We start from the raw sequence: 13,204 nt of genomic DNA on the forward strand, positions 1-13,204 counted from the left end.
CTCGCCAGAGGACGCCTGAGAACCGCGGCGGTGCTGGCTGCGGGGTGGGCCAAGCGGCTGCGCCGCTTCAACAAGCAAAGACACGCACTGAAGTGCACAAACCCGCGCTGTGCCCTGGCAGGTCCCGTCCTCAACTCCGCGGGCCGGTGAGCATGCCGACGTCGGGGTGCTCGTTCGGGGCCAGGCCCAGCACCTCCGCGATGTCACGGGCCAGCGGCCGCCCGGCCCGGTACCCCGGGGCCTTCTCCCGGAGCCGGTAGTCGCCCTTGCCCGGGTCCCGGAACGGGTCGGGCGCGGGCGGCGCCTGCAGGCTGTGCCGGTCGTGACCGGTGGTCTGCAGGTGCGCCAGCGAGTTGATGGTGACGATCTCGCCCCTGCCCAGCGACCAGGTGGCCAGCGGCCCCTTGCCCTCCTGCCACAGGTAGGCGTTTCCGTCGCTGACCGAGACGAACGGCGCAGGCGGCTTGGGCCGGGGCTTGTGGTCGGCGGATTCCACGAACGGGTTGGGGCCGATGAAGAAGTTGCTGACCAGTTCGGTTCGCGAGGTGATCCACGACAGCCCGAGCTGCTCGCTGTAGGGGTCGGAGCTGGGCGAGCGCGGGTCGTTGTAGATGCCCAGGGCGACCGCGTTGCCCACCATTGTGTTGTGGTGCAGGCGGACCCGGTCGGAGCTGGAGATCTTGATCCCGCGCGCCCGGTTGCCGACGACGGTGTTGGACGCGATGATCGCGCGCGCCGAGACCTCGTAGTAGATCCCGTTCACCGCGTTGCCCCTGGCCAGGTTGCGGATCACCACCGCGTCGGTGCAGCCGAGGTCGCACCACCACCCGGTCGCGAAGTTGTCGACGAAGGCGTTGTCGGCGACGTAGGGGTGCTTGCTGCGGGTGATCTTCGCCCCGGCCGCGCCGATCGCCTCGCCGGAGAGCGCGAAGTGCTCGTTGTTGTTGCGGGCGAAGGTGTTGCCGGTCAGCCGGAGCCGGTCGGCGCGGTTGGCCATGAGCCCGACCAGGCCGTTGTCCACGAAGTGGTTGCCCTTGACCGTGCCGTCGGGCTGGAACACCGCCGCGCCGGTGGACGCCGAGGCGGCGAAGGTGTTGTTCTCCAGGGTGACCGACGGCGCGTTCACCACCACCATCGCACCGCGCTGCCCGTACTCCTGGTTCGAGCCGTAGTGGGCGATGCCGATCCCGCGGATCGCGCTGTGCGCGGCTTCGGGCCCGTCGAACTGCAACAGCCACGGGAACTCCGCGGCCTCCACGAGCCTGCCGCGCGGGTTGTCCCCGATCAGCAGCTCCTTGCGCTTGACGTCGACGTGGAACGTGCCCGCGGTGACAGCACTCCGCTCGCCCACCTGCCGCAGCGGCCTGCCGTCGACGAACACCATGTCCGGCAGGCCCGCCAGCGGGTGGGCGGGGTCGATGATCTCGGGCAGGTAGCAGGTCCGGCACAGCGGCGGGTCCCAGTCGGTGTGCCGCCAGGCGTTGCCGGAGGCCGACCACCGCGAGATCACCCGGCTGCCCTTGAGCCAGACGCGTTCGCGAGGATAGGGCTGGATGGTGAGCTTCTTGCCCACCAGGCCCACGGTCTCGCGGTAGGTGCCTTCCCGCAAAACGATCGTGGTTCCCTGGGGTGCCCGCCGGACGGCCTCTCCGAGGGTGCGCAGCGGCGTGGTCTCGCCGCCCTGGGCGGAGTCGTCGCCGTTGGTGGCCACGAAGAGGGAACCGGGCGGCGCCTGGTACTCGGTCACGGCGAGCCGGGCGGGCGGCGTCCCGCCGGCGGGACCGGCCTGCTTCGCGGGCGCGCAGGACATCAGCAGCAGGCCGGCCAGCGCGAGGCACGGCAGCGGTCGCAACGTGTGTCTCATGCCGGCCCCGGTTCCACTTCGCCGAGCACCGGTGCGGCGGCCAGCGAAAGCCGTCGCCGCAGCAGGGTGCTCGAGGTGTGCATGGTGTAGGGGAAGTAGCGGACCCGCGCACCCACCGCGGACAACTTCGACTCCAGCTCCTGGGCGCGGGAGGTGCCGCGCCAGTCGTCGCCCTTGAACAGCACGTCGTAGCGCAGCTGCTTCCACATCCGGAACTTGTCGAGGTAGCGGTCCGGGACCGCCTCGGCCACGCAGCGGATGTTGCGCACGATCTCCAGCCGCTCCTCGAAGGGGATGACCGGCTTCTTGCCCTTGGCGCGCAGCACGACGGAGTCGGTGACCACCCCGGCCACCAGGTGGTCGCACTCCTGGCTGGCCTGGCGCAGGATGTTCAGGTGTCCTATGTGGAACATGTCGTAGGCGCCGGGCGCATATCCGATGATCGCCACGGTCACCGCCCCCTGCCGGGCGCGGCGGGGTCCAGCGACCTCATGTCGGTGAACCACTTCGGCAGCGCCGCCGCCAGGAACAGGGCGTTGCACGCGAAGAGCACCCCGTAGCCTGCGGCGAACGCGACGGGCGAGCCAAGCAGCAGGAACACCAGGCACAGCAGCCCGTAGTCGGTCGGCACGACGAGCAGCGAGCGCAGCGTGGAGGGGCGTCCCGGCTCCGGCGCCGGCGTCCCGGTGGTCGCCCGGTGCACGCGGCGGAGCTGGTCGTTGAGGATCATCGCGAAGAACATGACGCTCTCGACCGCTCCGTAGGCGATCGGAACCAGCAGCCACGCGGTCGGCAGCTCGGAGAACCGGAAGGCCGAGACCAGCACCGCCACGTGCAGCGTCGCGATCTTGGCGCTGTCGATGACGTGGTCGAGCCACTCGCCGGAAACGCTGCTCGTGCCGCGCAGCCGGGCGAGCTGGCCGTCGGCGGAGTCCAGCGCGTAGCCGAGGACCAGCGCCAGCGAGACCGCGACCCCCAGCGGCCACGACGGCGGCAGGAGCAGCAGCCCGGTGATCCCGGCGAAGGTGCACAGCGCGCTGACGGCCGTGACCTGGTTCGGCGTGGCACCGACCCGGTAGGCCAGAACGGCGAGATATCCACCCGCCCGGCGGTTGACGAATCTCGAGTACGCCGGAGCTCCCTTGGCCGACTTCTGCGCTGAGGGCAGCCGCCGGAGGGTTGCGGTGAAGCCGCTTTCCGCGGCGTCGGAGCTGCTCATCTGGTCCTCTCGTCGATGCGTTCCGGCGTGGCCGGATCCGTTGTGGCGGCACGGTTTCGCCGCTCTCGGTAACTTGACAGGCGATCCGCGCGATCTGAATACTGGAGAATCAGTTTGTCTTCCTCCTGGTTTTCGCGCGCGAAGACTCCGCCCGCGTGCATCGGCTCAGCCACCGGCACCAACCCGGTGCCGGTCGTTGCGCTCAAGCCGTAGTCGCCGCAGGAGCCCGGTGCGTTACCACCGGAGCGCGGACTCACCGGGGGCTTCCTCGTGACACAGAGCGGAATTGACACCGATGGACGACACTGGCCCGGGACCGACGATCTTCGGGGCGTTGTGGCGGTACCGCCGCAGTTCGCTGGCGATCGTGGCGGTGGCCGTTCTGGTCAGCTTCGTGGTCGCGCTGGCCGCGGGTGACGGCCGCACGGCCCGGGCGCGCATCGTGCTGCGCGCGCCCGACCAGACCGGCGCGCTGGGCATCGAGCTGACCAGTGAGGCGAGCTTCGTGCGCTACGTCAAGCAGCGCGCGCTGTTCGTCACCTCCGACCGCGTGCTCAGCGCGGCCCGCACCCGGCTCGGCGGGCCCGAGACGCTGGAGCAGATGCGCTCGGCCATCGCCGCGGAGGCCTCGTCCAGTGGCGAGTCGATCGAGATCACCGTCGACGGCGCCGGACTGGAGCGCTCGGTGCTGGTCGCCAACGCGGTGATCGCGGCATACCAGGACGAGTCGCGCGCGGAGGTGACCGCGGCGACCGAGAACGCGCTGGCCACCCTCAACACCCAGCGCGCCGCGGTGGTCGCCGAGATCCCGGAGGGCGGCGCGATCGCCGCCGCGGCGGGCCAGACGCTCAGCGAGATCGACAAGCAGATGAGCAGCATCCGGGTGGTGGCCAGCCAGTTCGACGACGGGGTGGCCTTCGTGGACCACGCGACGGCCGGTGCGGTCGGCCCCTGGCGCGGTGTCCTGCGCGATGTCGCCATCGGGCTCGCCGCGGGACTCGTCGTCGCGGCCGCGACCGCCTGGTTCCGCGCCGACCGCGACCGGCGGGTGCGCCACGCCGGTGACCTGGCGGGTGTGGTGTCCGAGCCGCTGCTCGGCGAGATCGAGACGCTGCCCGCCCAGGCCGTGCCGTCGCTGAGCACGCCCGGGGTGCCGCCGCTGCGGTCCTACCAGCTGGTGGCGTCCGGGCTGCGGACGATGGTCGGCACCGGCGTGGTCATGGTGACCGGCGCGTCGGCGGGGGAGGGCGCCACCACGACGACGCTGCAGATCGCCGGTGCCGCCGCGCGCGACGGCCTGCGGGTGCTGGTGGTGGACGCGGCGGTGCGTTCCCGCGACCTGTCCCGGCTCCTCGGGCTCGCCGACTGGCTCGGCCTGACCTCCATCGCCACCGGCGCGGCGTCGCTGGAGCAGGCGACCCACTCGGTGCACATCGGCGACGGCGTCGGCTTCAGCGTGGTGCCCGCCGGGCACGCCCACCGCTACTCCCGCGACCAGCTGCGCTCCTCCTCCCTGCGCAGGGTCATCGCGGACATGCGCGCGCGCTACGACCTGGTGCTGGTCGACCTGCCGCCGCTGTCCTCGCAACCGGAGACCACCTCGCTGATCGGGGTCTCCGACGGCGTGCTGGTGACCGTGCGCCGCGAGGGCGACCTGCGTTCGCTGCGCAAGCTGCGCGGGCAGATCCACCTGTTCGGCGGCACGATCACCGGCTACGTGCTCACCTTCACCGGGGCGGACCCGACGCGCCGCGCGGCGGAACCCGCCGTGCCGCAACCGGTTCGGTGACCGCGCTCGCGGTTACGCTGCGCCGAATCCGTAGGGGCGCGGGCAAAGGGGCGGCCCCGGTGCTCTCGCAGGGCATCACCGCCGGCACCAGCCTGCTGCTGCAAATGGTGGCGGCCCGCGTGCTCGGGCTGGCGGAGTTCGGTGCCTTCGCGGTGTTCCTGGCGCTGCTGGTCAGTGCGAGCGCGCTGTACACGGGCTGGGTCGGCGACAGCCTGGCGGTCCTCGACCGGCACGACCCGGACACCAGGGCCGCGCTGGTGTCCAGCGCGGTCGGCGGCTGGGCGCTGTTGTTCGCCGCCGGGTGCGGCGCGGGTCTGGTGGTCGGAGACGGCGGTACGGTCACCGCCCTTGCGTACGCGGCGATGCTGGTCTGCTGGCTCGCCGAGGAGACGATCCGGCGACTGCTGATGGCGAGGCTGCGGTTCTGGCACCTCGTCGTCAACGACGCGTGCTACCTCGCGGGAACGGTGGCGGTGCTGGCGCTGGTCGCCGCGATGGGTGAGATCACCCTCGCGTCGCTGTTCGGCGCCATGTGCGCCGGAGCGTGCGTGGCGGTCGTCGCCGGGGTCGGGCAGTTGCCGCGGGAGGAACTGCGCCAGTTGCGTCCCGGACTCGCGGGCATGCGCGCGGTGGCGTCTTTCGCGGTGTGGCGGTCCCTGCAGGCGACGCTGCGCCCGGCCGCGATGCTCGGCTCGCGGGTGCTGGTTTCCGGAGTGGTGTCGCTGGCCGCGGTCGGCCTGCTGGAGGCGGGACGGCTCGTCGTCGCCCCGCTGCAGGTCGTCATCAACGGTGCGGGCAGCTTCCTGCTCGCCGGTTTCGCCGCCAGGGAGCGCGGAGGAGGCGGCACCCGGCTGTCGGCCGACCGCGCCGCCCTGCTGCTGGCGGCCGCCACCGCGGTCGGCGGGACGCTGCCCGCGGTCTTCGCCCGCCCGCTGGGCGAGCTGCTGATCGGGCAGCCGGTGGAACCACTGCTGGTGCTGGGCTGGGTCGCGTACCTGACGGTCTGGGCGGCCGGTCTGCCCTACGTCACCGAGGCCGTGGCGCGGCGGATGTCCAGGCGGGTCTTCACCATCCGCCTGGCCGATTCCGCGGCAGGTCTCGCCACGGCCGCGGCCGTGCTGGTGCTGGGCGGCGGGATCGCCGCGGTCCCGTGGGCCATGGCCTGCGGCGGCGTGCTCTCGGCGTGGCGGTTGCGGCGGTCTGCCGCGCGTGGCGGGCCGGACCGCCGCAACCGCTGACGACGACCGTCACCGCAGCTCGACCGCGGAGGTGCCCAGGCCGCTGGGTCCGCGCAGCAACGCGGCCAGCCCCTGCGACACCGCGTCGTGGCGCAGGTCCTCGTCCTTGTACCGGACGCATTCCCGGTGCCAGTTCAGGATTCCGGACATCCAGTCGCGCAGTTCGTCGGCGTACCGGGTGAGCACCGCACGCGACTCCGACGACAGCCCGAAGTCCTCGCACAGCACCGGCAGCTCGTCGTCCACTGTGTACTGGAACTGCTTCATGCGCGCGGTCATCAGGTCACCGACGATCTCGAAGGCGCGGTCCTGGTCGCAGTCCAGGAAGTTGCGCACCACGAGCACGGCGTTGTGGACCTCGCCCTCGTACTCGATCTCCTTGCGGTAGGAGAAGACGTCGTTGAGCATGGTCGCGTAGTCGATCGCGGAGTTCTCCATGTTGCGGATCGTGCGCGTCCGGTAGATCTCCGGGGGCACGGCCTCGCCGTGGGAAAACTTCGCGAGGCTGATGGTGAGGTCCGACCCGAAGGTCCGGCGGCGCATCTCGAAGTAGTCGACGGGATCGGGGATGCGGTTGAGGTGCTGGTTGTGCAGCTCCCACAGCCAGCTGTCGATCATCGTGTCGACCGCCGCGCGGAACCTGCGGCGCGTTTCGACGGGCATCGGTCCGGCGGTGCGCGCCCACAGGTCGGCCAATCCCCGTTCCAGCGGAGTGACCGGTGCGGTGGCCGGAGCCGACTCGACCGGCATCAGCTCCTTCAGGCGGGCGTTGCACGCCCTGGCGCCGGCCATGTCGAGGGTGCGGCCGAAGACCCGGGGGTAGTAGTCGTCCCCGTAGGTGCCCCAGGTCAGCCAGGCCGCCGAGAGGTCGAGCTCCTCGGGGGTGGCGTCCGGGTCGAGCCCGGCCGAGCACAGCGGGAGGTCGTAGCCCCGCATCTGGTTCTCGTCCCAGACCCGCGGGACGTCGTCGAAGATGCCCATCGCCCGCGCCCACGCGGCGGTGTTCTCGCGGCAGACGTCCAGGTGCGGGCTGAGCGAGAGGTCGAAGGGCATGTAGATCTCGGGCATCCGGATCGGGCCCGCGGGCTCGTAGGGCGTGTGGGTGAAGCTGCGGATGCGTTGCGGCGCGGTGGAAAGCAACGACTGCACGATGCGTGCCGCGGAGGTGCCCAGCCCGGTCGGCCCGCCGAGCACGGGCTGTGTTGCCGGACCGGTGCCGTCGGGTGCCGACTGCGGGAGTGCTGGTTGGCCGGGAGCCGACTGGCCGGCGAGCGCGGACTGCTCGACCAGGCCCTCGTTCATGTACCGGCTCGAGCGGATGTGCCACTCGTGCCCGCCGGACTGCCAGTCCTGCAGGCCCTTGACGTAACCGAGAACGGCCAGCCTGCCCTGCGGGTCGACCCCGTTCTCGTCCAGCAGCGCGGGAACCTCGGTCAGCGCGGTGTGCTCGAACTGGTGCAGCCGGGAGGTGAGCAGGTCGTTGACGGTGTCGGCGGCATCCTGCGTGGAGCAGTCGAGGAACTTCTCGAAGACCAGCACGCTGTTGCTCAGCTCGCCCTCGTCCTGCACCTCGCGCTGGTAGGAGAACAGGTCGTTGCGCAGGTGCACGGCGTCGGAGAACGTGTCGCGCAACACCTGCATCGGCCGCGCGGACGCGATCGCGGCGGGCACCTCGGAGTCGACGGCGTGCTCGACGAGGTTCGCCGACCACGGGGCGCCTCCGACCTTGCGCCGCATCTCGATGTATTCGATGGGGTTGGAAAGCCGGTTGCGGCTGATGTTGGACAGCTCCCACAGGGACTCGTCCAGCAGGTGCTTGGTGTTCTCGGCGTAGCGGCGACGCCAGTCGGCGGTCCTGGCGGGCACCGTGCGCTGCCAGAGGTCGGCGAGCCCGCGCTCGACGGGATTGGTGGGCTCGGCGGTGATCGGCCCCTCGACCGGCATGAACGCGGGCAGGCGGTCGAGGTACTCCTTGGCGCCGGCGAGGTCGGGGTTGCGCTTGTACAGCTCGACGAAGTGGTCGTCGAAGTAGAACACCCAGACGTACCAGTCGGTGATGAGGTCGAGCATCGGTCCGTCGGCGTCGGGGTGGGTGTAGGCGCACAGCAACGCGTAGTCGTGCGAGTCGAAGTCGTTCTCGTCCCAGATGAGCGTCCCCTCCTGCGGGACGTCGATCATGTCCATCGCGCAGGCCCACGCCTTGCTGTGCTCCCGGGCCCGTTCCAGGTTCGGGTTCAGACGTGCCGGGTACGGCATGTAGAACTCCGGTTGCTGGAAAGGCTGCATCGCACGCACCTGCCCCTTCTGCTGGCGTCACCGACGCAGGGGACGAAACCAGCCGTTCGGGGGGTGGGCCAATGCTCCGAACGCGGTTCCACACGATCGTGAGAACAGCATCGCTGAACCGGCCCAGCGGGCATGAACCCGCGGTGCACGGGCTCCGGGGTTGTGCGGATGTGATCGATGCTTCGTGCCGTGGGCGAACGGGTGTCTATCGCGCCGTTGGTGGTATGTCGGCTGAAGCTTCGAGGTTCGGCAGAAGCGCTGACAGTTGCGGTCGAACCCGCGCGGACTCCCGGTCGTCCCCGCAGTCGGAGAACGCATCGCGGGCGTGGGTCCAGCATTCGGCGACCAGGGAATGGCGCTACCGGCCGCCAGGTGCGCCAGTCCGAGGTTGAACAGCCTATGCCCCCGCTGTACCGGTCACCGGACTCGCGGTGCAACTCGAGCGCCTGGCACAGGCACTCGACGAGGAAGGCCCAGCACATCCCGAGGAGTGAGCACGGCCAGCCGGAAGTGCCGGGCCCCGGCGAGGTCGGCGAGCATGTTGCGGCTGGTGACCAGCGCCCGGTTCCCCGGGTGCAGCCAGCGCCGCCCCGCCGTCGACCATCCCCGCGGTGTCGTGCCCCCGGAGGCCGCGGAACAGAACACCGCCGGGAAACCACCCGTTGTCGCACGCCTGGTGCGCCGCGCGCAGCGCCAGCGTCGTCTTGCCGACACCGGCGAGCCCGGCGACCGCCGTGATGAGGACGTGCCCGGGGGCAGTCGTGGGCCGGGGGAAGGGGAAGCCGGCGTTGCGGATGGCCCGGCGAGCAGCGCGAGCAGTGCGTCGAGCTCGGCGGCTCGCCCCGCGAACTCGGCCGGAGTCGCGGGAAGGCCGCTCAGCGCCTGCCGGGGCTGAGCGGCGAGCACCACCTGGTCGATGCGGCCCGCCTGCGCCACGTGACCGTCGTGCACCGTCGCGCCGAAGTCGTTGTGGGTGCCGACCACCGGGAAATTCTGTCGTGGCGGGGCTTGCCTGCGGTCAGTTCGCGGACACCGACACCACGAGGTCGCGCAGCTCGTAGCCGCCGATGGCGTCGTTGAACGTCACGCGCGGCGGCGTCTCCATCGTCACGCCCGGCAACGCGAACAGCTTCCGGAGGAAGGTGTCGGTCTCCAGGATGGCGATGTGCGCGCCGGGGCACTTGTGCGCGCCGTCGCCGAACGACATGCCGTGCGCGTAAGCACCGTCGGACAGTTCGCGGCCGGGGCACAGGCTCGCCGGCTGCTCACCCATCACGCGCTCGTCGAGGTTGGTCGCGCTGACGACGATGTCGACCACCTCACCGGCCGGGACTGTGACCTCGGAGTCGCCGTCGGGGACGCGGAGCTCGGCGTTGGTGCGTCGCCGGAGGTGCCCGACGACCGGCTCCAGGCGCAGGAGCTCGTGCAGGACCTCCAGCCGCTCCGCCTCTTCGGCGGACCGGTAGCGTTCCCGCAGCGCCTCGTCGGTGAACAGGTGCCAGGCGGCGAGGTTGACGAACTCCCGCGTGGTCACCATCCCGGCGGCGGCGAAGGTGATGCACTCGCCGAGGATCTCGGCCGACGAGCAGCCCTCGTCCAGCAGGTGCGAGATCAGGTCGTCCTGCCGCCGCCGCTTGCGGGCGCGGACGGCGGGCCGCACGTCGCCGAGGTAGATGCCCAGCCAGTTGCGCAACTGCCGGAAGATCCAGTAGATCCCGTTGATGCTGGTGAAGCCGGGCTCCCCGAACTCCTCCGGGAAGAAGCGCTCCAGCCGCGCCTGGATGCCGGGCTTGCTCTCGGTCAGCCCGATCACCGAGGACGCCACGTCGATCGCCAGGTGGAAGCTCAGCTCGGAAAGCTGTGCCCGGCCGTCGGCCCGCAGCTTGGCGAGCTGCTCGTCGGTGACCCGCTCCATGATGTCGCGGTAGTGCTCGTCGACCCTGCGCGGCGTGAAGTACCTGGCGGTCTGCCTGCGGTGCTCGCGGTGCTCGGTGCCGTCCCGGTAGAGGACGGGGCGGCGGATGCGGGAAGGCATCTTCTCGACCGTCTCGACGCCGAGCCCGGCCTGGACGGTGTCGGTGCTGCGCAGGACGGCCCGCGCGGAGGCGTAGCCGCGGACCTCCCACACACCGTCGGGCCGCCGGTGCACCGGACAGCCTCCCTCGGTCTCGCCGCGGTCGATCTTGCGTGCGTCCGTGCTGTCGGTCGGCATCCGGGTCTGGTCCTTTCCACGGCCGGTGTTGGTACCGAGATTCCTAGACTGTGTCAGAGAGCAAGATCCACTTGGGTTGCATCGCGGTATCGGTCCGGGCGCAAGACGGGGTGTGGACCGGCTGCGGGAGCAGGCACTGCTGCTGGTCAGCTCGCCAGAGCGTCGAAGAAGAAGCCGACGATGAACACCCACGGAGCCGACTTGCGCAGCACGTGTTCGTTCGCCATTTTCCCATGCGCGAGGATGGCCGAAGCCGTTCTCCACCACTTCGCGGTGAGCCACAACGGCAGGGCGTAGCGCGCCGGGGTGGCGACCAGCGCGAAGGCTATTGCGATGGCGATGATGTACACGACGAGGTCGGGCAAGCCCAGTAGGTGCCCCAGTCCGAATGGCGCCGGCACGGCCGGCACCGACGCGACGAACGAGGAAATGCTGAGGGAGTTGTAGTGGTCGGCGAAGATCCGGCGCGCTACGCGTTCCTCGCGGCTTGCACGCCGGCGCATGAACTCGTCGATGTGGCTGTCGAAGGACGGCCCGCCGTGTTCGCACTCCCAGAGCAGGACGGGGGCCGGAGGGTTTTCCGCGTCGAGTGGCAGATACCGGCATTGAGGGCACAGGATCGGCTTGTCGTTATGTGCATGCTCCTTTCGGCGCGGTCAGCGGATCGATCCCGCAGGGCTTCCAGTCGCTTGGGGCCGTAGATGTCGATGAGCACGACGAGGCCGGCGACGAACTGGAGACCCTTTCCGGCCCGGTCCCACCACAGGATCGCCCCCACAACTCATCCTGCCGGTGGATCCGGTTCTCCAGGGTGTTCCAGAGGCCGAACCACAGTGCCACGCCGAGTGCGGCGGCCACAGCGAGTCGTTGGAGCCATTTGCGTGGCCGATTCCGCTCTCGCTGTTGCCGGGTGTGCGGGCTCTCCCCGGTTTCGCGTCCTCTCCCACGGCGGCGATTCTGCCGGTTGACGCGGTCCGAAAGCCCTCGTTCCCGCCATGTACGTCCCCGGTACGGCCGTGAACCGCCAGGGCTCCAGATCGAGTGCGCGGCACCGGGTGTTATCGCGTCGGCGCTGGTCAACGGCTATGTGCGGGGGAGTGGGGGTGGCCGCATAGGATGCCCGGACGAGGTCGGCACGGAGGGGTAGCGCAACCGTATGTGGCAGTTCGGGCCCTATCGGGTTGAGGGGTTGATCGCGCGCGGGGGTATGGGTGAGATCCTCCGCGCGTACGACACCAGGCACGACCGCGTGGTGGCGCTGAAGCTCCTCGCGGAGAACCTCGCCGCCGACGACGAGTTCCGCGAGCGGTTCAAGCGCGAGGCCCATGCGGCCGCGCGGCTGCGCGAACCGCACGTGATCCCCATCCACGCCTACGGTGAGATCGACGGCCGGCTCTACCTGGACATGCGCCTGGTGGAAGGCGGGGACGTGGGTTCCCTGCTCGCGTCGCGGGGGCCGATGCGGCCCGCCGAAGCGGTCGGCGTGATCGAGCAGGTCGCACGGGCGCTGGACGCCGCCCACGCCGAGGGGCTGGTGCACCGCGACGTCAAGCCGTCCAACATCCTGCTCGGCGATGGCGGCTTCGCCTACCTGGTGGACTTCGGCATCGCGCACTCGGTGCAGGCGGGCACCCTGACCTCCACCGGCTTCACGGTCGGCACGCTGGACTACATGGCGCCCGAGCGCTTCGACGACGCGCCGGTCGACCACCGCGCCGACGTGTACTCCCTCGCGTGCGTGCTGTACCAGTGCCTGACCGGCGCCAAGCCGTTCTCCGGCGACACCGCGGCCTCGTTGATCAACGCCCACCTCAACCACCAGCCGCCGCTGCCCAGCTCCGCACGCTCCGACGTCCCGCGCGAGTTCGACCGGATCGTGGCGCGGGGGATGGCGAAGAACCCCGCCGAGCGCTTCTCCAGCGCCGGTGAGCTGGCCAGGGCCGCGCGGCAGGCGCTCACCACGATGTTCCCGGTGTCCGCGCCGGAGCCCGCGCGCCGGTCGAGGCGGTGGGGCTTCGTCGTCGCCGGTGCCGGCGCGGTCGTCGTGCTGGGTGCCGGGACGGCGCTGGCGCTGACCGCGATGCGAACCGAGGCGGGCAGCCCGGTCCCGGCCGAACCGACCGCGCCGCGGACGTCCGCGCCGGCTCCGCCGCAGCCCGTGACGTCGTCGACGACGTCGGTGCCCGCACCGTCTCCGACTGCTCTGCCCTCCGCGCCGCAGCTGCCGCCGCCCGCTCCGCCACCGTCGTCGCAGTCCCCCAAGCCGCCGGGTGGCACCAAGCAGTGCCGGACGATCGTGTTCGAGGGCAAGGAGCGGGGAGTCGGCTGCTTCGACCCGAACGGCGACCACCTCTACGCCCACGACACCGCGCGTGACGGCATGTGGATCCGCACCTACCTCGCCACGGACTACGGCCGCACCGAGGAGTGCAAGGACCTCAAGAGCGAGGGTGGGCCGATCGACTGCAAGTTCGACCTGAGCGAGCAGGGCAAGGGGCGGTTCCAGGTCGAGCTGTGGGACGCCAAGAAGCGCGTCGCCGAAACGCCCTGGACCGACTACTTCCCGATCGCCCAGTGAGCGGTGGTCGGGTGCGCG

Annotated in this window: 10 protein-coding genes; 3 read left to right on the forward strand and 7 right to left on the reverse strand. The window is 70.8% G+C overall.

The genetic code is table 11. The features are described 5' to 3' along the window. Window positions 1-130 precede the first annotated feature (130 nt). Genes SACE_RS15420 through SACE_RS37660 form a run of 4 tightly spaced genes read right to left on the reverse strand, consistent with a single transcriptional unit; the run spans window position 131 to window position 3,340 of the window. Entirely contained in the window at window positions 131-1,864 is a 1,734-nt protein-coding gene (locus SACE_RS15420) for a right-handed parallel beta-helix repeat-containing protein (protein ID WP_231850013.1), read from the reverse strand. Continuing rightward, the gene (locus tag SACE_RS15425; protein WP_009945641.1) at window positions 1,861-2,319 is read right to left on the reverse strand and encodes an FAD synthase family protein; all 459 of its coding nucleotides are present in this window, start codon (window positions 2,317-2,319) and stop codon (window positions 1,861-1,863) included. The genes SACE_RS15420 and SACE_RS15425 overlap by 4 nt, the downstream gene beginning before the upstream one ends. Further along, a complete protein-coding gene (locus SACE_RS15430; protein ID WP_009945640.1) occupies window positions 2,316-3,083 on the reverse strand; it encodes a CDP-alcohol phosphatidyltransferase family protein in 768 nt (255 codons plus the stop codon). The genes SACE_RS15425 and SACE_RS15430 overlap by 4 nt, the downstream gene beginning before the upstream one ends. Then, a complete protein-coding gene (locus tag SACE_RS37660) occupies window positions 3,080-3,340 on the reverse strand; it encodes a hypothetical protein (RefSeq protein ID WP_143538152.1) in 261 nt (86 codons plus the stop codon). The genes SACE_RS15430 and SACE_RS37660 overlap by 4 nt, the downstream gene beginning before the upstream one ends. 38 nt (window positions 3,341-3,378) lie before the next feature. On the opposite strand from SACE_RS37660, the gene SACE_RS15435 reads away from it, so the two are divergent. Further along, window positions 3,379-4,872, forward strand: coding sequence for a tyrosine-protein kinase domain-containing protein (locus SACE_RS15435; protein WP_009945639.1), 1,494 nt, complete (start codon window positions 3,379-3,381; stop codon window positions 4,870-4,872). A gap of 59 nt (window positions 4,873-4,931) precedes the next feature. Next, on the forward strand, window positions 4,932-6,110 hold the full coding sequence (locus SACE_RS15440) for an MATE family efflux transporter (RefSeq protein WP_009945638.1): 1,179 nt from the start codon (window positions 4,932-4,934) through the stop codon (window positions 6,108-6,110). Between the two features lie 9 nt (window positions 6,111-6,119). Here the strand turns inward: SACE_RS15440 and SACE_RS15445 are convergent, their stop codons facing one another. From SACE_RS15445 to SACE_RS15455, 3 genes are all read right to left on the reverse strand, one after another. Then, the gene (locus SACE_RS15445; protein WP_009945636.1) at window positions 6,120-8,396 is read right to left on the reverse strand and encodes a family 2 encapsulin nanocompartment cargo protein terpene cyclase; all 2,277 of its coding nucleotides are present in this window, start codon (window positions 8,394-8,396) and stop codon (window positions 6,120-6,122) included. A 1,018-nt stretch (window positions 8,397-9,414) separates the two neighbouring features. Next, window positions 9,415-10,608, reverse strand: coding sequence for a cytochrome P450 (locus tag SACE_RS15450; protein WP_009945635.1), 1,194 nt, complete (start codon window positions 10,606-10,608; stop codon window positions 9,415-9,417). 146 nt (window positions 10,609-10,754) lie between these two features. Next, window positions 10,755-11,111 carry a hypothetical protein gene (locus tag SACE_RS15455; RefSeq protein ID WP_009945634.1) on the reverse strand — a complete coding sequence of 119 codons (357 nt, stop codon included), beginning with the start codon at window positions 11,109-11,111 and terminating at the stop codon, window positions 10,755-10,757. A 653-nt stretch (window positions 11,112-11,764) separates the two neighbouring features. Between SACE_RS15455 and SACE_RS15460 the strand changes: the two genes are divergently transcribed. Then, window positions 11,765-13,186, forward strand: a complete 1,422-nt coding sequence (locus SACE_RS15460) for a serine/threonine-protein kinase (RefSeq protein ID WP_011873957.1) — start codon at window positions 11,765-11,767, stop codon at window positions 13,184-13,186. Window positions 13,187-13,204 lie beyond the last annotated feature (18 nt).

The sequence above is a fragment of the Saccharopolyspora erythraea NRRL 2338 genome, assembly GCF_000062885.1.
Classification (GTDB): domain Bacteria; phylum Actinomycetota; class Actinomycetes; order Mycobacteriales; family Pseudonocardiaceae; genus Saccharopolyspora_D; species Saccharopolyspora_D erythraea.